Origin of the sequence: Brevundimonas sp. TWP2-1 (assembly GCF_049897645.1) — a bacterium.
GTDB lineage: Bacteria > Pseudomonadota > Alphaproteobacteria > Caulobacterales > Caulobacteraceae > Brevundimonas.
The window spans coordinates 641837-659169 of the sequence record NZ_JAFCWR010000002.1 but is presented as its reverse complement, the minus strand read 5'-3'; the positions used below and the strand labels follow the sequence as shown (position 1 = coordinate 659169).

Sequence of the window (17333 nt, the reverse complement as noted above, 5' to 3'; positions counted from 1 at the left end):
GGTGAAAGAAGCCATCAACCGGTTTGTTGAAGCGATAGTAGAAAGCCCAAACCTCTTGGCTTAGGTGCTCGATTCTAAACTATTCATCCCGGTGGCAGTCCCTAGGGGAGTCGAACCCCTCTTTTCAGGTTGAAAACCTGACGTCCTAACCGATAGACGAAGGGACCGCGGCCGGGGCGGCGCATTTGCCCCGGTTCGGCCCCTCCTGCAAGTGAAAAATTACGCGGCCTGCGCCTTCGCCGGGATGACGGCGTCCAGCGCGGGGAAGAGGTCGGCGATCAGGTCCTCGACATGCTCCAGTCCGACCGACAGCCGCACCAGGCCGTCGCCGATACCGGCGGTCGCGCGCTGTTCCGGCGTCATTGCGGCGTGGGTCATGGTGGCGGGATGGGCGATCAGGCTTTCGACGCCGCCCAGGGATTCCGCCAAGGTGAAGATCTCCAGCGCCTCGACCAGGTCGCGCACCGCGTCCGTGCCGCCTTCCAGTTCGAAGCTGAGCATGGCGCCCGGTCCGGCCTGCTGGGCGGCGACCAGGGCGTGGTTGGGGTGGGACTTCAGGCCGGGATAGTGGACGACCTTGACCGCCGGGTGGGCGTCCAGCAGCTCGGCGATGCGGCCGGCGGTGGCTTGTTGCCGCTCGATCCGGGCGAACAGGGTGCGCACGCCGCGCAGGGTCAGATAGGCGTCGAAGGGCGAGCCGGTCACGCCCGTGCAGTTGGCCCACCAGGCCAGGGTCTGGTGATCTTCGGCATCGGCCGAGATCACCGCCCCGCCGACCACGTCGGAATGGCCGTTGATGAACTTGGTCGTGGAGTGAACGACGAAGTCGGCGCCCAGCTTGATCGGGTTCTGCAGCGCCGGCGACAGGAAGGTGTTGTCGCACACCACCTTGGCCCCGGCCGCATGGGCGCGGGTGCAGATGTCGGCGACGTCCACCAGCCGCAGCAGGGGGTTGGACGGGGTCTCGACCAGGACCAGTTTGGGCTTCAGCGCCAGGGCCGCCTCGAAGGCGACGGGATCGCCCTGATCGACCAGCAGCAGGTCGAAATGGCCCTTCCTGGCGCGGGCGTTCAGCAGGCGGCAGGTGCCGCCGTAGCAGTCGTGCGGGGCGATCAGCAGGTCGCCCGGCTCCAGCAGGGCCAGGGGCAGGTCGACCGCCGCCATGCCGGTGGCGGTGATCACGGCTCCGGCGCCGCCCTCCAGCTCGGTCAGGGTTTCGGCCAGGACATCGCGGGTCGGATTGCCCGAGCGGCTGTAGTCGTATTTCCGCTTCTGCTCGAAGCCGGCGAAGGAATAGTTCGACGACAGATAGAGCGGCGGCATGACCGCGCCATGGGCCGTGTCCGTATCCACGCCCGTGCGGGCGGCGATGGTGTGCGGGTCGGCGGGGCGGCGGGCAGTCATGCTTTGATGTCCTTGAAAGCGGCGCGGAGGATGTCGCCGACGAAGGCGTCCTCCTTCAGGAAGGCGTCGTGGCCATACAGGGAGTGCGCCTCGACGAAGCGCCACAGGGTCGGCAGCCGCGCGGCCAGTTCGCGGATGTCGTCGATCGGCACCAGCCGGTCGGAGGTGAAGCCGATCAGGGTGACGGGGGTGGTGATGGCTTCCGGCGTCACGCTGTGGCGATCCAGGGAATCGGACATCGACAGCCAGCGCGCCGGGGTGGTGTGGGTCCGGTAGGCCTGGCCCCGCGCCGTCAGATAGTCGCAGACGGGATAGGCGCCGCCGACGGCCTGGGGCGCCGTGGTCTCGAACCGGTCGTGGAATTCCTCGGCCGTGCGGTAGGTGGTCATGGCCAGCTCGCGGGCCAGGGCGACGCCCTCTTCCGGGCGGCCGGCGGCGACGGCGAACTGAAGGATGCGGCGCTGGATGCCGCGCCAGGCGGTGGCCTGGGGGTGGGCGCGGTGGGCGGCGGAGACCACGATCAGCTGCTCGGCCCAGTCGGGGAACAGTTCGGCGAAGGCCAGGCCGACCATGCCGCCATAGGAACAGCCGACGAAGGCGGAGACGCGCTCGATCTTCAGATGGGTCAGGACCAGGGCCAGCAGGCGGGCCTGGTCGTGGGTGGTGATGGTGACGGGGGTTTCCAGGAACTCGGCGCCGGGGGCGAAGTCGACGGCCAGGACCTGGAAACGGCTCAGGTCGATGGGCCCGCGCACCGACACGGCGCCCGACCACCAGCCCAGGCCATTGGTCTCGGTGCGGTGGACGAAACGGCCGGCCGAGATGCCGCCGGCGACGACGACGACGGGTGCGCCGATCCGGCCGTGCAGGCGGCCGACGATATTGGGCTGGTTCAGCCGTTCGCCCGAGGCCAGGCGGAAGTCGGCGGGAATGGGCACGATGACGTCGCGGGCGCCGCCGCGTTCACGGTTGGGGGCGCGGCCAAGCGGCTCGGCTGTCGCGATGCGACAGTCGGGGTCTTCGAACAGGGAGGTTTCAGCCAGTGTCATCGTCGTTCCGCATCGTTCTCGCTCAGCAAGGCTCGATGCGGTGACAGATCGTGGAGCGTCGTCTCGCCGATGCTCCACTCATCTCTCGCGATCCCAAAGGATCTCGCAGGAGTTGGCACCGTTTCGAGTTGTGAGACCCGATGGTTGCCCCAGCGTCAAAGGGCCTAATCCCTCGGCTGGTCTTGATGAGTGACTTTACGTTGATCAAACAGGCGGCACCGGTCAAGCGGAAAATTCATGCCATTAGCGGCTGTTGGCAGGCGCGACCGGGTGTGAAATGAGCGAAAAGCGACCTGTCGTGAAAAAATCATCCATCTCTGCTTGACAGGATGGGGGTGGTCCGATCACCCTAGGCTCAGATTTCAACCGGACCTGCCCTGTGCAACAGCGCTCGCTCATCGCCGAACTTTCCACCGTCGCCGGCCTCGCCGCGACGCGTTTCGGCATGATTATTGGGACCACCGGCACCACCACCATCACCATGCCCTCACGGGCGGGACGAGTTTAGCGCGCCGAACCCCGGCAACCGCAGAACCCGAACCCCGCCCGGTCCGCCTGGCGGGGTTTTTCTATTTCACCCCACCCCATCCCGACTTTTCCGAGAACCCTGATGTCCGCCACCCTCGCCGTCGTAGAGAAATCCGAGAGCCTCGATCCCAGCAGTCAGCCCTCACCAGGCCTGGCCGCCCCCGAAGTGGTGGTGCTGAAGTTCGGCTCGTCCATCCTGCGCAGTCCGGCGGAGGCGCCGCTGGTCGCCTCGGCTGTCTACGGTCATGTGCGGGCGGGGCGGAAGGTGGTGGCGGTCGTCTCGGCCTTCGGCGGGGCTACCGACCGGCTGCTGGGCGAGGCGCGGGCGCTGGGCCTGGCCCATTCCAACGACCTGCTGCCCGGTTATGTGGCCCTGGGCGAGGAGAAGTCGGCGGCCCTGGTGGCGATCGCCTGCGACCGGATCGGTCTGGACGCCTGCGCCCTGTCGGTGCGGGAGCTTGGCATCGTCGCCGAGGGCGAGCCCGAGCATTCGCGCCCCTGCGGCCTGCGGCCCGATCATCTGAAACAGGCGCTGGACCGGCACGAGGTGGTGGTGGTGCCGGGCTTCGGCGCGGTGCGGCCCGACGGCAAGGTGGCCCTGCTGGGACGCGGCGGATCGGACCTGACGGCGGTCTTCCTGGCGGCCGAACTGGGGCTGAAGCGGGTGCGGTTGGTCAAGGATGTGGACGGCCTGTACGACCACGATCCCAACGACAATACGGCCCCGGCCCTGCGCTATCGCCGCGCGTCATGGGACGTGGCGCGCAAGCTGGGCGGGGCGCTGGTGCAGCATGACGCCATCGACCTGGGCGAAAGCCGGGGGGTCGAGATCGAGGTGGCGGCGCTGGACCGGGCCGACGGCACGGTTATCGGCGACAAGTCGGCGCCTCCGGGCCCGGCGCCCGCCCTGCCGCCGCTGAAGGTGGCGGTCGCGGGCTGCGGCGTGGTGGGCGGCGGGGTGCTGGGGCGGCTGCTGGCCGATCCGCGCTATGACGTGGTCGGGGTGCTGGTGCGCGATCCCAAGAAGGCGCGCGACGTGGCTTGTCCGGCGTCCCTGTTCACGGCGAACGCCGACGACCTGTGGGCGAAGAAGCCCGACATCGTGCTGGAGGCCCTGTCGGAAGGCGAGGCCGGTCATGCGGTGATCCGCGCCGCCCTGGAGGCCGGCTGCGACGTGGCCAGCGCCAACAAACAGGCGGTCGCCCGCGATCCGGGCGGGTTGCAGGCCCTGGCCCAGGCGCATGGCCGGCGCATCTTCTGGTCGGCCTCTGTCGGGGGTGGATCGCCGATGATCGAGACGGTGCGCGCGGCGCGCGCGGCCGGCGAGGTGGTCGGGTTCGAGGCGGTGCTGAACGGCACGGTCAACTTCATGCTGGAGCGGCTGGGCGACGGCGCGGCCTTCAACGAGGCCCTGGCCGACGCCCGTGCGGCGGGCTTTGCGGAAGAGGACCCCTCGTCGGACCTGGAAGGCCTGGATGCGGCCGCCAAGGTGCGGCTGCTGTGCCACGAGGCCTTCGGCCGTTCGCCCGACGGCGAGGTGCCGCGCGACCACCTGACCGAGGCCACCTCTGCCGAGGGCGGAGTGCGCCAGATCGGCGCCGCCCACCTGAAGGACGGGGTGATCAGCCCCTCGGTGTCGCTGAATGCGGACCATGGCGATCCGCTGTTTTCCAACCTGCGCGGCGAGGGCAATGCGCTGAAGGTCTACGGCGCAGACGGTCGTGTGTGGCGCTGCCGGGGCCGGGGCGCCGGCCGCTGGGCCACGACCGAGAGTATCATGGCGGACCTAGCCGAGATCGTGCGTGCGCGCCGCGCCGATGCCGGCCTAAACTAGACCCATGGCCGTCTTCACCCCCGTTTCCCTGGCCCAGGCCAGTGCGTTTCTGTCCGCATACGACATCGGCGAGGTGGTCGAACTGACGGCCATCGCAGAGGGGGTGGAGAACACCAACTATCGACTGGACACCACGCTAGGCCGGTTCGTCCTGACGCTGTTCGAGGGGCGGACGGACGAGGCGTCGCTGCCCTTCTGCCTGGGGCTGACGGCGCATCTGGCGTCGCGTGGCTTTGCGTGCCCCACGCCCATCGAGAACCGGGCGGGCGGTTGGCTGGGGCGGCTGAACGGCCGGGCGGCGGCGGTGATCGAGTGGAAGACCGGCGCCTGGCTGCGCTCGCCGTCTGCGGCCGATCAGGCGGCGGCGGGGGCGGTGTTGGCGCGGCTGCATCTGATGGCGGCCGACTTCGAACTGGGACGCGACAACCCGGTTGGGCCGGCCATGTGGCGCAGGCTGGCGGATCGTTGTGCGGGGGGCGCGGCGAGGGCGTCAGTCGAGGATCGGGGGCTGCTGGACCGGGTCGAGGCGGCGCTAGCAAGGCTGGGTGATCCGTTTACTGATGATCTGCCCGGCGGGGCGATCCATGCCGACTATTTCCCCGACAACATCCTGTTCGAGAACGGCGCCGTTTCGGCGGTGATCGACTTCTATTTCGGCTGCACCGGCGCCTTCGCCTACGACCTGGCCATCGCCCTGTCGGCCTGGGGGTTTGACGCCGAGGGGCGGGCGATCCCCGAGGCCCTGGCGGCGTTCCAGCGGGGTTACGAGACGGTGCGGCCGCTGAGCGCGGCCGAGCGGGCGGCCCTGCCGCGCCTGGGCGAGGCGGCGGCGTTGCGGTTCACCGTGACGCGGCTGCACGACCGCATTTTTCACGACCCGGCCAACCTCGTGACGCCCAAGGATCCGGCGGTCTTCCTGCGTCGCATGGACCACTGGCGGGCGGTGGAGCCGGCCTGAGGTCTACGTGAAAAACACAGTGCAATGTGTGCACTTCGTCTCAATCTGGGAAATTGCACTGCATCCGGAAAGTGCGTGCAAAGTGCAAGACAGTGCAATTGGGCGCGGCGGCGATGTCAAGACCGGAAGGACAGTGTCTCACGGTTTTGGGACTGGATGGTCGAATGTCGCTGGAGGCCGGTAAGTGATGGAAATCACGATGTTCTGTTTCCAGAAATGGGAGGGATGCACGTTCCTCTCCCTCCCCGTTCGGGGAGGGTGGCCGAGCCGCAGGCGAGGTCGGGTGGGGGCGGCCGAGTGACCTTCCACAGATCTATTGCCGATCCAGCCGCTGCGTCCCTGCCGGGCAGCCCCCACCCGGTCGCGCAGCGCCCTGCGTCCGTGCGTCGCTGGAACCGAAAGCGTCACCGGGCTTTGATGCAGCAACGGCGAGATCGCCGCTCTCTCCCCAAGGATGACACCATGACCGACGAACAAATCAACGGCGCCGCCTCGCAAGCTCAAGGCAAGACGCAAAAGGCTTTCGGCAATCTGGTCGGCGATCAGAAGATGCAGGTCGAAGGCGCCTATAACGACGCCAAGGGCCGCTCGCTGGAAACCTTCGGCAAGGCGATGGATTCGGTCGATCGCCTGGTCGACAAGGTTCCCGCCGACTATCGCGACAAGGCCCGCACCGTCGCCGCCGAAGCCCGCAAGCGCCCGCTGGTCACCACCCTGTCGGTCGCCGGCGTCGGCCTGATGCTGCTGGGCATGCTGACCCGCGGCGGTCGTCGCTAGAAGCGTTTAGTGGCGGCCTGAAAAGGCCGCCACGGCGTTCACCGCCGCCTCCATCGTCCCATCGATCACCGTCAACCGCTCGGGCTTGTCGCCTAGGGCGGCGATGACGTTTGCGGGTTCGGGTTCGAAGCCGAGGACGTCGGAGACGAAGGCGCCGAATTTGGACGGGTGGGCGGTGGACAGGGCGACGACGGGGCCTTTGGAGCGGTCCTGGCGACGGGCGGCGGCGAGGGCCACGGCCGTGTGCGGGCAGACGACGCGGCCCCAGGTCTCATAGGCGTGGGCGATCTCGGCGCGGGTTTCGGTCTCGTCAATGGAGACGGCCGAGACCTGGGCGCGCAAAGCCGCCAGCAGCGCGGGATCGAAGGCGACGGCGCCATCGTGGGCGAAGGTCTCGAACACGGCGCGCGTGGCCTCGGCGTCGCGGCCGGTCGCCTCGAACACCAGACGTTCGAAGTTTGAGGGGGCCTGGACGTCCATGGAGACGCTGCCGCTCTCGACCGCCGCGCGGCGCGAATAGAGGCCGTCGTTGATGGCGCGGGCCAGGGCGTCATTCTGGTTCACGGCGGCGACGAAGCCGTTGGACGGCAGGCCCATCTTCGTGGCGGCGATGCCGGCGAAGGCGTCGCCGAAGTTGCCGGTCGGAACGACGAAGGTCGCCGCCTCGCCCAGCTGGGCGGTGGCGGAGACATAGTAGGGGATCTGGCCCGCCAGACGCGCCCAGTTGATCGAATTGACCGAGGACAGGCGGCCGCGTTGGCGCAGGCTTTCGTCCGCGAGCAGGCTTTTCACCAGGCGCTGGCAGTCGTCGAAATCGCCGCGCACGGCCAGGTTCAGGACGTTGTCGGCCTCGACCGTGGTCATCTGTTTGCGCTGCACCGGCGAGACGCGATCCAGCGGGTGGAGCACGACCAGATCGACGGATTTGGCGCCCGCGAAGGCGCGCACGGCGGCGGCGCCGGTGTCGCCCGATGTGGCGGTCAGGATGGTCAGGCGCTCGCCCGAGGCGGCCAGAGCCTCGTCCGTCAGGCTGGCGACCAGCTGCATCGCCAGGTCCTTGAAGGCGGCGGTCGGGCCGTGGAACAGCTCCAGCACGAACAGGCCGGGCTCCAGCTCGACCAGGGGCGTGACCAGCGGATGGTCGAAACCGGCGGTCAGTCGATCCAGCGCACGGTCCAGGGCGCCGGCGGGCAGGGCCTCGCCGATGAAGGGGGCGATGGCCTGGAGCGCGATGGACTTGTAGTCGGCCGCGCCGGTCCAGGCTGCGGGCGACAGGTTCGGCCAGGCGGTCGGCATATAGAGGCCGCCGTCGGGGGCGATGCCGCGCAGCAGGGCGTCGGCGAAATCGGTTTCGGGCGCCAAGTCCGAGACTGGGCCTCGGGTCGAGATGTAGCGGGCGCTGGAGGTGCTCATGATAGTTGAGGTCGTAACCAGACGGGGCGGCGGCGTCATCCGGTTTCTGCCTGCATCAGGGATGATTTTGTCGGGTTTTCGCAGGCTGTGGCGCGTTGGTCGCCGGGCTTCGACTTCTGACGGGCGTTGAGCGCATGTTCTTGCCCAAAGGGCGTTGCGACCATTCCCCCGCTGGCGTCGGTCGTCGCGACGGTCCATGTCTGGGGCATGAGACGACGCGATCTTCTGATCCGGCTGGGGCTGGTCGCCGGCGGTGTGGGCGGGGCCTGGTGGCTGCGCGACCATGTGGTGTGGAAGGGGCCGTCGGTCGTCTTTGCGGCGGGCGGATCGACCGGCTGGCTGCCCTATGCCGAGCCGCGCGCGCCGACGCCGACGGTCGAAGTCACGGTCAACGGCAAGCCGGTGCGGGCCCTGATCGATTCCGGGGCGCAGTATTCCGTAATCGACCGGTCGCTGTTCGAGACGCTGGGGCTGACGAACGTCTTCAATATTCCGATGGTGGCCTACGGCGTCGGCGGCGATGCGCAGGTCGGGCGTGGGACGACCCTGGACATCGCTATCGGGGGGGCATCCGGCGGCCTGCGGCTGGACGGGTTGCGGGCGGCGATCCTGGCGCTGGGACCGCTGGCGAGCGAACAGGGGCTGGGGGCGGCGCTGATCCTGGGTCAGGACGTGCTGCGCGAACTGGTGCTGGAGCTGGATACGGCCGGGCATCGGATGCGGTTCCTGGCGCGCGAAGGCTGGACGCCGCCGTCGTCGCTGGCGCCCATAACCGTGACGCGAGCGGGCAAGGCGCTGCAGGCGGCGATCACAGTCGAGGGGGCGACGGTCAATGCGGTGATCGACACCGGCGCCTCGGCGGTGCTGGCCGTGACGCGCGAGACGGCGCAGGCGGCGGGGCTGCTGGACGGGCGCGAACGGACGGCGGGCCAGAGCATCGTCCTGGGCGGCGTCGTGAGGGCGGAGACGGTCATCGTCCGCACCCTGACGATCGGCGACGAACTGTATCGCCAGGCGGCGGTGGCCATATATGACGACGTCGCCGTGCCGGGCTTTCCCAAGGCGCTGGTGGGCATGGCGGCGTTCGAGAACCGGCGTCTGGCGCTGGACCTGGGCGGGCCGGGCCTGTTCGTGGAACGGCCGATGGAGATCACGGTCGGGGGCTGAATAAATCGAGGCTGGATCGGCGGCGAACAACGGCCTAGGTCCGCGCCATGATCGAGTTCGCCCCGGAAATCATCGCCCTGTTGTTCGCCGCGGCCGTGGCGGCGGGGTTCGTGGACGCCATCGCCGGGGGCGGCGGCCTGATCACCGTGCCCGTGCTGCTGGCGGTCGGGATCAATCCGGTGGCGGCCATCGCCACCAACAAGATCCAGGGCAGTTTCGGCACGGCCTCCGCGACCTGGACCTTCTGGCGCAAGGGGCGGATCGATTTCGCCCTGCTGAAATGGCCGCTGATCGCCACGGTGATCGGCGCCGCCCTGGGCGCGGTGGTGGTCAGTTTCGTCGATGCGACGTGGCTGATGGTGCTGCTGCCGCTGCTGCTGGCGGGGATCGCGGTCTATTTTCTGGTCGGACCCAAGGCGAGCGACGAGGATGTCCATGCGCGTCTGACGCCCTTCGCCTTTGGGGCCGTGGCGGGCGGGATCGGCTTCTATGACGGCTTTTTCGGTCCCGGCGCGGGGTCCTTCTTCGCCCTGGCCCTTGTGACCCTGATGGGGATGGGGCTGACCCGCGCCACGGCCCATACCAAGGCGCTGAACTTCTCCAGCAATCTGGTGTCCGTGGTGGTGTTCGCCATCGGCGGCCATGTGCTGTGGGCCATCGGTCTGATCATGGCGGTGGGTCAGGTGCTGGGCGGCTGGCTGGGATCGCACGCGGCCATGCGGTTCGGACCGAAGCTGATCCGGCCGCTGCTGGTGGTGATCTGCATCGGCATGGTGATCAAGCTGCTGTCCGATCCCGCCAACCCGCTGAGGGCGTGGGTCGAGGGCCTGGTCTGAAGCCTAGGCGGGGCCTTTGATCACTGTCACCGGACGCACCGCGCCGGGCCAGAGCTGGATGCGATAGCGGTCGTCGCCGTCCAGGCCGTCTTCGGAGAGGGTGTCCAGTCCGCCGTGCGAAACGCGGGCGGCATAGTCGCCGGCGGGCAAGTCGATCCGCTCGGCCTGATCGGGATCGTCGGTGCAGCCGAACACGATCAGCGTGCCGCTGGCGAGGCGGAGGCCGCAGTCGCGGACCTGATCCCAGGCGTCCGGGTCTGGCGTCGGCTCTGCGGGCAGGATTTCAAGTTCGACCGGCACCAGCATGTTGCGCGCCGTGCCTATGGCGATCAAATCGGGGCCGACCGCCAGCATGGGGTCGCCAGCCGGGCTCCACAGGGCGGCGGTGTCGGTGACGTAGGTTTCGTCGCAGACGTAGAACTGGAAATAGTCCGCGAAGATTTCGAAGCGGCGGACGCTCATAGACTTCAGCCCGCCAGGGCCGTCGCCACCACGGCCCTGGCCTCGGCCTGGACGGTCGCCAGATGGTCGGGGCCGAGGAAGGATTCGGCGTAGATCTTGTAGACGTCCTCGGTGCCCGAGGGGCGGGCGGCGAACCAGGCGTCGGCGGTGACGACCTTGAGGCCGCCGATGGCCTCGCCGTTGCCGGGGGCCTTGGTCAGGATGTCGGTGATGGGCTGGCCGGCCAGGGTGGTGGCGTTGATGTCCGACGGGCTGAGGGCGGCGAGGCGGGCCTTTTGCGTGCGGTTCGCCGGAGCGTCGACGCGGGCGTAGACGGGCGCCCCGTACTGGTCGGTCAGTCCGGCGTAGAGCTGGCTGGCGCTGTTTCCCGTGCGGGCCTGGATCTCGGCGGCCAGCAGGCACAGCAGCAGGCCGTCCTTGTCGGTGGTCCAGACCGTGCCGTCGTGGCGCAGGAATGAGGCGCCGGCCGATTCCTCGCCGCCGAAGCCGACGGTTCCGTCCAGCAGGCCGGGCACGAAATGTTTGAAGCCGACGGGGACTTCCAGCAGGCGGCGGCCCATGCCGGCGACGACGCGGTCGATCATCGATGACGAGACCAGGGTCTTGCCCACCGCCACGTCCGCGCCCCAGCCGGGGCGGTTGGCGAACAGATAGGCGATGGCGGCGGCCAGGAAATGATTGGGGTTCATCAGCCCGGCGTCGGGGGTAACGATGCCGTGGCGGTCGGCGTCGGCGTCGTTGCCGAAGGCGACGTCGTAGGACGCGCCGCCCTTCATCATGCCGATCAGACCGGCCATGGCGCAGGGCGACGAACAGTCCATGCGGATCTTGCCGTCGGCGTCCAGCGGCATGAAGGCCCAGCGCGGATCGACGGCGTCATTGACCACGGTCAGGTTCAGCCGGTGTCGGTCGGCGAGCTCGCCCCAATAGGCCACGGCCGCTCCGCCCAGAGGATCGGCGCCGATGCGGACCCCGGCGTCGCGGATGGCGTCCAGGTCCAGCACGCTGGGCAGGTCGTCGATATAGGCGTTCAGGAAGTCGAACCGGCCCGCTGCGGCGTAGGCCTTGTCGAACGGCACACGCTTCACCTCGGCTAGGCCGCCCTCGATCAGCTGATTGGCGCGGGCGGCGATGGCGCCCGTGGCGTCGCCGCCGGCCGGACCGCCGGAGGGGGGATTGTATTTGATGCCGCCGTCACGCGGCGGATTGTGCGACGGAGTGATCAGGATTCCGTCGGCCTGACGCGTATTGGCGCGGTTGTACCCCAGGATAGCGTGGGACACGGCCGGGGTGGGGGTGAAGCCGTCGCGGGCGTCGATCAGCACCTCGACCCCATTGGCGATCAAGACTTCCAGGGTGGTGCGGAAGGCGGGCTCGGACAGGCCGTGGGTGTCACGACCGAGAAACAGAGGCCCGTCGATACCCTGGGCCGCGCGGTATTCGGCGACGGCCTGGGCGATGGCCAAGATGTGCGGGCGGTTGAAGGCGCCGTCCAGGCTGGAGCCCCGGTGGCCCGAGGTGCCGAACACCACCCGCTGCATCGGGTCGGTCATGTCCGGCCGCACGGCCTCGTAGGCGCCGAGCAGGGCGTCGAGGTCGATCAGGTCTTCGGGGCGAGCGGTCGTACCGGCGCGATCATGCATCGTCAGTCAATCAATCGTTGTCGGGAAAAAGGGGCGATCAGGCGCCGGCGAAGGTATCGCACGACGCGGGGTCGCCCGACTGATAGCCGCGTTGCAGCCATTCGACCCGCTGGGCCGAGGAGCCGTGGGTGAAGCTTTCGGGCGAGACCCGTCCGCCGCCGCGACGCTGCAGGGCGTCGTCGCCGATGGCCTGGGCGGTCTTCATGCCTTCTTCGATATCGCCCGGCTCCAGCGAGACCTGGCCGTTCGAGACGGCCGAGGCGTTTTTGGCCCAGACGCCGGCGTAGCAGTCGGCCTGAAGCTCCAGCGCCACGGAATACTGATTGGCCTCGGCCTCGCCCTGGGCGCGTTGCTGGGCCTCGCGGACCTGAGCCGAGGTGCCGGTCAGGGTCTGGACGTGATGGCCGAACTCGTGGGCGATGACATAGGCGCGGGCGAAGTCGGCGCCGGAGGCGCCCAGTTGCGTCTCCATTTCCTGCCAGAAGCCGAGGTCCAGATAGACGGTCTTGTCGCTCGGGCAATAGAAGGGGCCCATGGCGGATTGGCCATAGCCGCAGCCGGTCGATGTGCCCTGTTCGTAAATGACGACATTGGGACGCTGATAGCCGTTCAGCTTTTGCGTCCAGACATCATCGATATTGCTGCCGATGACATCGACGAAGCGTCCAGCTTGGTCCTCAGGCGTGCCGACCTGGCCCTGCTGCTGTTCCGCACCCACGCCGCCAAACTGGCTGGCCAGTTGGGTGGTGGTCGAAGGATCAATGCCGAAAACCAAATAGCCGATGATGGCCAGGACGCCCACGCCCAAACCGCCGCCCGCGATGGCGCCGCCGCCCATTCCACGCCGATCCTCGACGCCGCCGCCTGTCCGTCCACCCTGCCAACGCATGTCGTCTCTCTCCGCCCGATCCTCGATAAGCTAGGCCGGAACGCAGGGGCAAGGGAAGAGATGCGTCAGGTCGCGCGCTTCATTGTGGCCTTTACTGAGGACGGGCCAGCCAGTCGTCGATCTGGCTCATGCCCTGGGCGGTCTGCTGGCGGCGTTCGGCGGCGGACTGGCGCAGGGCGCGTTCCTGCTCGGGGCTGTAGAGCGGGCGGGGTGGCAGGGCCTGAGTCGCGACCGGTTCACGCGCTGACTCGATGGCGCGCAGACGAAGCTGAGTCTCGATCTGTTGCTGGCGGGCCTGGTCGGCGTTCGATTGGGATTGGGCGCGCAGGCGGTCGTTTTCATAGCGATGCTGGTCGGCGATGGCCGCAGGAACGCCGCCCGGATAGGCGCCGTAGGGCCGACCGGGCTGGGGGTAGGTCTGGGCCAGAGCGGGCGTCGCGGTCGCCGCCAGAAGGGCCGTCAGGGTCAGGATGCGTCGCATGGAAGGGATGTGGGAGCGCCGGCCGGTCGCGCCAAGCGGAGCCGCAACCCTTTGAGTTTCTGTGGGTTCATCGCGCCGAACCCCTTTCTCGAATGGAGACCTTCTCATGGCCCAATCCCTTTCCGGCAAGACCGTCGCCATCCTGGCGACCGACGGCGTCGAGCTGATCGAACTGAATGAACCGATGAAGGCGCTGAAGGATGCAGGCGCGGCGGTCGAGATCGTGTCGCTGCAGGCCGGCGACTTCCAGGGCTTCGACCATCTGACGCCCGGCGACAAGGTGACGGCGGACAAGGCGGTGGCGGCGGTGGATGCGGCGTCATACTCCGCCCTGCTGCTGCCGGGCGGGGTGGTGAACCCGGACCTGCTGCGGGCCGATGCGGATGCGGTGAAGTTCGTGCGGGCCTTCTTCGACGCGGGCAAGCCGGTCGCCGCCATCTGTCACGCGCCCTGGCTGCTGATCGAGGCGGGCGTGGTCGAGGGGCGGACGATGACATCGTTCGAAAGCATCCGCACCGATCTGAAGAACGCGGGCGCGATCGTTGTGGACGAAGAGGTGGTGGTGGATCGGGGTCTGGTCACCAGCCGCAAGCCCGACGACATCCCGGCCTTCAACGCCAAGATGATCGAGGAATTCGGCGAAGGGCGGCATGACGGCCAGTCTACCTAGGGCATGGCCCAGACGGAGGACCGCTTGATTTCCTGGTCCTCCAACTCGCGCGAGGTCGGGACGCGGTATTCCGCCAAAAAATCCAGGCCCGTGCGCGGGAAATAGGTGCGCCCCGGATCGCCGATCAGGACGCGCGTTCCCCTGGCGCGGGCTTGGGCCAGCCAGGCCAGGACGGCGTCGGTCATCGGGCGTTCGTAGCAGATGTCGCCGGCGCAAATGACCTCGACATCCGGCGGGGCGGCGTCCAGCAGATTAGTCTGGGTGAAGTCCAGCGTCACCCCGTTGGCCCTTGCATTGGCGTCCACCGCCGCCCGGCAGAAGGGATCGATGTCGGCGCACAGGACCGAGGTCGCACCGGCCTGCATCGCCGCCACCCCGACCAGGCCCGAGCCGGCGGCGAAGTCCAGCACCCGCTTGCCCGCCACCTCGTGCGGATGATCCAGCACATAGCGGCTGAGCGCCTGCCCGCCCGCCCAGGCGAAGGCCCAGAACGGCGGCGGCACGCCCATCTCGCCCAGCTCCTCTTCCGTCAGCCGCCAGATCGGCGTGATCTCGTCCGCCAACCACAACGAGATCTCCGGCGCATGCGGCACGGGCTGGAGCCGCGTGTTGGCGCGGATGAAGGCGGCGGGGTCGAGGAAGGTCATGACCGCATCCTACGGGTCCGAAGGATGGCGGAAAAGCGCAGGCGAAATGTGGGGCAGGCATGACAAAAAGTCAGGTTGACATGACATTGGGTTGGTGTCAGGTTATCATTACACAAGGAGAGCCAATATGTTTGCTGCCTGGAAAGACGGAACGCCCGCGCACCGACGCTATATCATCCGCACGATGGCGTTTTCCGTGCCCTATGTCGCGATCTGCGTATCGATGATGACGACGGACGCGTTCGATCAGGTCGTGGGCACGCCGGCGGCCTGGGGGCTGGCGGCGGTGCTGTCGGCGCCGGTGATCGGTCAGATCTGGGCGACCCTGGCCCTGATGCGCGAGAGCGATGAGTTCGTGCGCGGCGTGACCGCCAAACAGTTCATCGTGGCGGCGGGCCTGGCGATGGCCGTGGCGACGTTCTGGGGCTTTGGCGAGAGTTTCGCCGGGGCGCCGCATATTCAGACCTGGCTGATCGTGCCGCTGTTCTGGGCGATGTACGGCGTGGTGTCGCCCTTCATAAAGACCAGCCGATGAAGAACCGTCTGAAGCTTCTGCGGGTCGAGCGTGGCTGGACCCAGGAACAGATGGGGCAAGCGCTGGGGGTGTCGCGCCAGGCGGTGATCGCCCTGGAGACCGAGCGGCACGATCCGTCGCTGGACCTGGCCTACCGCATCGCCGCCGTGTTCGAACGGCCGGTGGAAGAGATTTTCGAGAACCCGCACGCGGGCTGACCAAAAAGTCAGAATAACCTTACAATTGGAGAGTTGACGATGATGTACGTCCGTTCGGGCGCGCGCCCGATGCTGCGCGCCCTGTTCCTGGCCTCGGCCGTCGCTCTGACGTCCGGCGCGACGGTCGCTGCGGCGCGAGCCGAGACGGTTGCGGCTGCGCCCTTTGTGTCGGACCGGCTGTCGGTCGAGGTGGTGGGCCAGGGCCCCGACGTGATCCTGATCCCCGGCCTGGCCTCCTCGCGCGAGGTGTGGCGGGCGACGGCGGATCGGCTGAAGGCGACGCACCGGGTGCATCTGGTGCAGCTGGCTGGGTTCGCCGGCGAGCCCTGGACCCATGACGACGGCGCCTTCGTCCAGCCAGAGGTCGAAGAACTGGCGCGCTACATCCGCGAGGCCGGACTGAACCGACCGGCGGTGATCGGTCATTCGATGGGCGGGTTGAGCGGCCTGTTGCTGGCGCAACAGAAACCGGGTCTGGTCGGACGGGTGATGACGGTCGATTCGCTGCCCTTCTACAGCGCCATGTTCGGGCCGACCGCGACCGCCGAAAGCGCGCGACCGTTTTCGGAACAGGCGGCGGGCATGATCCTGGGGGCGGACGAGGCGAGCTTCCGCACCCAGCAGGAGGCGACGGCGCAGACCTTGTCGCGGACGCCGTCGGAACAGGCGAGGATCGTGGCCTGGTCGATGGCGACCGACCGGCGCGCGATGGCGTCCGCGATGAAGGATGTGATGACCACCGACGCGCGGCCGGGCCTGGCGGCCATGACGACGCCGGTGACGGCGCTTTACGCCGCCGATGCAGACGGCGGCCCGCCGGCGGCGCTGGCCGACGGGATGTGGGGGCGGGAGTATTCGGCCCTGCCTGGCGTGACGCTGATCCGGGTCGATGGATCGCGGCACTTCATCATGGCCGACCAGCCGGAGCGGTTCGCCGAACTGGTGGATGCGTTTCTGGCGGAGTGATGCAGATCCTCCCCCGCAGGCGGGGGAGGATTTCTGAGCGTCAGCCGTTCTTGGGCGTCACGTCGCCGGCCTTGGCGGGGGCGCCGTCGAACTGGTCGGCGTAGGCGGGGGCGAGCAGGGCGCGGAAGGCGGATTGCGGCAGGGCGATCCAGTAGGGGCCGTCCGAATAGGGGCCGATCTGATACGGTCCCATCAGGAAGGTGACGCCCCCCGCCTTGCCCGGCGTCGTGCCTGGCGTCAGGACGAACGGGGTCGAGACGGCCTTGGGGCAGGTCCACATCTTGCCGTCCAGGGTCGCGGTTTCCGACCCCGGCGAGCGGGCCTGTTTGGCGGCGTTGGCGGCGGCGCACAGGGCCTTGTCCAGCACAGACAGATCGGCGCCCGGCCGGAACAGGTCGGCGAAGCCCAGCCGTTTGTTGGTCGTCTTGTCCCAGATCACCGAGGCGAAGCTGGTGTTGGGGTGGGCGCCGCCGGTGAACTCGAAATCGGTGCGGGCCAAGCTGACCAGCTTGCCGGTCTCGGCGCCGGGGGCGAAGGCGATAGTCTTCTCATAGGGGTTGGGGCCGCCGCCCGCCTCGCTGAGATCGGCCTGGGCTCCTTCCTCGAACTGCTTCAGGTCGCGCACCATGTCGGCATAGAGGGCGGCGTGCAGGGCGGGCGTGGTCTTGACCGTCTGGGGCAGGGTCAGTTTGACGGTGGCGTAGGGGGTCTTGCTGTCATAGCCGACGGGGGTGTTGGACGCAGGCGTAGCGGCGGCGGCGGGCGGCGCCTTGGCCTGTGCCGGGGCCTTGTCTTCCTTGCGCTGGCAGGCGGCCAGGGTCGCGGCGACGGCGACGGACAGCAGGAGGATGCGGGCGGGGTGAGACATGAGAGGCTC

The 17333-nt window shown here is 68.4% G+C and carries 18 protein-coding genes, 1 tRNA gene and 1 riboswitch; of the genes, 9 read left to right on the top strand and 10 right to left on the bottom strand.

What is annotated here, in order from left to right:
- Positions 1–92: 92 nt before the first annotated feature.
- From ACP7BH_RS13515 to metX, 3 genes are all read right to left on the bottom strand, one after another.
- Positions 93–167, bottom strand: a tRNA-Glu gene (locus ACP7BH_RS13515).
- Positions 168–219: 52 nt separating this feature from the next.
- Complete coding sequence (gene metB, locus ACP7BH_RS13510; RefSeq protein ID WP_425986017.1) at positions 220–1404, bottom strand: cystathionine gamma-synthase; 1185 nt, start codon at positions 1402–1404, stop codon at positions 220–222.
- Entirely contained in the window at positions 1401–2453 is a 1053-nt protein-coding gene (gene metX / locus ACP7BH_RS13505) for a homoserine O-succinyltransferase MetX (protein WP_425986015.1), read from the bottom strand. The genes metB and metX overlap by 4 nt, the downstream gene beginning before the upstream one ends.
- 75 nt (positions 2454–2528) lie before the next feature.
- Positions 2529–2645, bottom strand: a riboswitch (SAM riboswitch).
- A 418-nt stretch (positions 2646–3063) separates the two neighbouring features.
- Between metX and ACP7BH_RS13500 the strand changes: the two genes are divergently transcribed.
- From ACP7BH_RS13500 to ACP7BH_RS13490, 3 genes are all read left to right on the top strand, one after another.
- The gene (locus tag ACP7BH_RS13500; protein WP_425986013.1) at positions 3064–4815 is read left to right on the top strand and encodes a Gfo/Idh/MocA family oxidoreductase; all 1752 of its coding nucleotides are present in this window, start codon (positions 3064–3066) and stop codon (positions 4813–4815) included.
- A gap of 4 nt (positions 4816–4819) precedes the next feature.
- A complete protein-coding gene (thrB, locus tag ACP7BH_RS13495) occupies positions 4820–5773 on the top strand; it encodes a homoserine kinase (protein ID WP_425986011.1) in 954 nt (317 codons plus the stop codon).
- A 462-nt stretch (positions 5774–6235) separates the two neighbouring features.
- The gene (locus tag ACP7BH_RS13490) at positions 6236–6550 is read left to right on the top strand and encodes a CsbD family protein (protein WP_346494133.1); all 315 of its coding nucleotides are present in this window, start codon (positions 6236–6238) and stop codon (positions 6548–6550) included.
- Between the two features lie 6 nt (positions 6551–6556).
- Here ACP7BH_RS13490 and thrC read toward each other — a convergent pair whose 3' ends face one another.
- Positions 6557–7963, bottom strand: coding sequence for a threonine synthase (gene thrC, locus ACP7BH_RS13485; protein WP_425986010.1), 1407 nt, complete (start codon positions 7961–7963; stop codon positions 6557–6559).
- 207 nt (positions 7964–8170) lie between these two features.
- Between thrC and ACP7BH_RS13480 the strand changes: the two genes are divergently transcribed.
- On the top strand, positions 8171–9130 hold the full coding sequence (locus tag ACP7BH_RS13480; protein ID WP_425986007.1) for a retropepsin-like aspartic protease: 960 nt from the start codon (positions 8171–8173) through the stop codon (positions 9128–9130).
- Between the two features lie 47 nt (positions 9131–9177).
- Positions 9178–9966 (top strand): TSUP family transporter, encoded by a 789-nt coding sequence (locus ACP7BH_RS13475; protein ID WP_425986005.1) that lies wholly within the window; start codon positions 9178–9180, stop codon positions 9964–9966.
- Between the two features lie 3 nt (positions 9967–9969).
- Here the strand turns inward: ACP7BH_RS13475 and ACP7BH_RS13470 are convergent, their stop codons facing one another.
- The 4 genes from ACP7BH_RS13470 to ACP7BH_RS13455 form a co-directional block, all read right to left on the bottom strand.
- Positions 9970–10428, bottom strand: a complete 459-nt coding sequence (locus tag ACP7BH_RS13470; protein WP_425986002.1) for a hypothetical protein — start codon at positions 10426–10428, stop codon at positions 9970–9972.
- 5 nt (positions 10429–10433) lie between these two features.
- Positions 10434–12071, bottom strand: a complete 1638-nt coding sequence (gene pgm / locus ACP7BH_RS13465) for a phosphoglucomutase (alpha-D-glucose-1,6-bisphosphate-dependent) (protein WP_425985999.1) — start codon at positions 12069–12071, stop codon at positions 10434–10436.
- A 37-nt stretch (positions 12072–12108) separates the two neighbouring features.
- Entirely contained in the window at positions 12109–12960 is an 852-nt protein-coding gene (gene ypfJ / locus ACP7BH_RS13460; RefSeq protein ID WP_425985997.1) for a KPN_02809 family neutral zinc metallopeptidase, read from the bottom strand.
- Positions 12961–13051: 91 nt separating this feature from the next.
- On the bottom strand, positions 13052–13441 hold the full coding sequence (locus ACP7BH_RS13455; RefSeq protein ID WP_425985994.1) for a hypothetical protein: 390 nt from the start codon (positions 13439–13441) through the stop codon (positions 13052–13054).
- Between the two features lie 106 nt (positions 13442–13547).
- Between ACP7BH_RS13455 and ACP7BH_RS13450 the strand changes: the two genes are divergently transcribed.
- The gene (locus ACP7BH_RS13450; protein ID WP_425985991.1) at positions 13548–14111 is read left to right on the top strand and encodes a type 1 glutamine amidotransferase domain-containing protein; all 564 of its coding nucleotides are present in this window, start codon (positions 13548–13550) and stop codon (positions 14109–14111) included.
- On the opposite strand, the gene ACP7BH_RS13445 is transcribed toward ACP7BH_RS13450, so the two are convergent.
- Positions 14108–14758 carry a class I SAM-dependent methyltransferase gene (locus tag ACP7BH_RS13445; protein WP_425985989.1) on the bottom strand — a complete coding sequence of 217 codons (651 nt, stop codon included), beginning with the start codon at positions 14756–14758 and terminating at the stop codon, positions 14108–14110. The genes ACP7BH_RS13450 and ACP7BH_RS13445 overlap by 4 nt on opposite strands.
- 127 nt (positions 14759–14885) lie before the next feature.
- On the opposite strand from ACP7BH_RS13445, the gene ACP7BH_RS13440 reads away from it, so the two are divergent.
- From ACP7BH_RS13440 to ACP7BH_RS13430, 3 genes are read left to right on the top strand one after another with little or no spacing between them, the layout of a single operon-like run.
- Positions 14886–15293 carry a hypothetical protein gene (locus ACP7BH_RS13440; RefSeq protein WP_425985987.1) on the top strand — a complete coding sequence of 136 codons (408 nt, stop codon included), beginning with the start codon at positions 14886–14888 and terminating at the stop codon, positions 15291–15293.
- The gene (locus ACP7BH_RS13435; protein WP_039244155.1) at positions 15290–15490 is read left to right on the top strand and encodes a helix-turn-helix transcriptional regulator; all 201 of its coding nucleotides are present in this window, start codon (positions 15290–15292) and stop codon (positions 15488–15490) included. Before ACP7BH_RS13440 ends, ACP7BH_RS13435 begins: the two co-directional genes overlap by 4 nt.
- A 39-nt stretch (positions 15491–15529) precedes the next feature.
- Positions 15530–16456, top strand: coding sequence for an alpha/beta fold hydrolase (locus tag ACP7BH_RS13430; RefSeq protein WP_425985985.1), 927 nt, complete (start codon positions 15530–15532; stop codon positions 16454–16456).
- A gap of 40 nt (positions 16457–16496) precedes the next feature.
- Here ACP7BH_RS13430 and ACP7BH_RS13425 read toward each other — a convergent pair whose 3' ends face one another.
- The gene (locus ACP7BH_RS13425) at positions 16497–17324 is read right to left on the bottom strand and encodes a DUF3298 and DUF4163 domain-containing protein (RefSeq protein WP_425985983.1); all 828 of its coding nucleotides are present in this window, start codon (positions 17322–17324) and stop codon (positions 16497–16499) included.
- Between the last annotated feature and the right edge of the window lie 9 nt (positions 17325–17333).

Bases quoted from the DNA above. Each gene is read 5' to 3' on its own strand.
- metB (WP_425986017.1), bottom strand. From the start codon at position 1,404: ATGACTGCCCGCCGCCCCGCCGACCCGCACACCATCGCCGCCCGCACG.
- metX (WP_425986015.1), bottom strand. From the start codon at position 2,453: ATGACACTGGCTGAAACCTCCCTGTTCGAAGACCCCGACTGTCGCATC.
- ACP7BH_RS13500 (WP_425986013.1), top strand. From the start codon at position 3,064: ATGTCCGCCACCCTCGCCGTCGTAGAGAAATCCGAGAGCCTCGATCCC.
- thrB (WP_425986011.1), top strand. From the start codon at position 4,820: ATGGCCGTCTTCACCCCCGTTTCCCTGGCCCAGGCCAGTGCGTTTCTG.
- ACP7BH_RS13490 (WP_346494133.1), top strand. From the start codon at position 6,236: ATGACCGACGAACAAATCAACGGCGCCGCCTCGCAAGCTCAAGGCAAG.
- thrC (WP_425986010.1), bottom strand. From the start codon at position 7,963: ATGAGCACCTCCAGCGCCCGCTACATCTCGACCCGAGGCCCAGTCTCG.
- ACP7BH_RS13480 (WP_425986007.1), top strand. From the start codon at position 8,171: ATGAGACGACGCGATCTTCTGATCCGGCTGGGGCTGGTCGCCGGCGGT.
- ACP7BH_RS13475 (WP_425986005.1), top strand. From the start codon at position 9,178: ATGATCGAGTTCGCCCCGGAAATCATCGCCCTGTTGTTCGCCGCGGCC.
- ACP7BH_RS13470 (WP_425986002.1), bottom strand. From the start codon at position 10,428: ATGAGCGTCCGCCGCTTCGAAATCTTCGCGGACTATTTCCAGTTCTAC.
- pgm (WP_425985999.1), bottom strand. From the start codon at position 12,071: ATGCATGATCGCGCCGGTACGACCGCTCGCCCCGAAGACCTGATCGAC.
- ypfJ (WP_425985997.1), bottom strand. From the start codon at position 12,960: ATGCGTTGGCAGGGTGGACGGACAGGCGGCGGCGTCGAGGATCGGCGT.
- ACP7BH_RS13455 (WP_425985994.1), bottom strand. From the start codon at position 13,441: ATGCGACGCATCCTGACCCTGACGGCCCTTCTGGCGGCGACCGCGACG.
- ACP7BH_RS13450 (WP_425985991.1), top strand. From the start codon at position 13,548: ATGGCCCAATCCCTTTCCGGCAAGACCGTCGCCATCCTGGCGACCGAC.
- ACP7BH_RS13445 (WP_425985989.1), bottom strand. From the start codon at position 14,758: ATGACCTTCCTCGACCCCGCCGCCTTCATCCGCGCCAACACGCGGCTC.
- ACP7BH_RS13440 (WP_425985987.1), top strand. From the start codon at position 14,886: ATGTTTGCTGCCTGGAAAGACGGAACGCCCGCGCACCGACGCTATATC.
- ACP7BH_RS13435 (WP_039244155.1), top strand. From the start codon at position 15,290: ATGAAGAACCGTCTGAAGCTTCTGCGGGTCGAGCGTGGCTGGACCCAG.
- ACP7BH_RS13430 (WP_425985985.1), top strand. From the start codon at position 15,530: ATGATGTACGTCCGTTCGGGCGCGCGCCCGATGCTGCGCGCCCTGTTC.
- ACP7BH_RS13425 (WP_425985983.1), bottom strand. From the start codon at position 17,324: ATGTCTCACCCCGCCCGCATCCTCCTGCTGTCCGTCGCCGTCGCCGCG.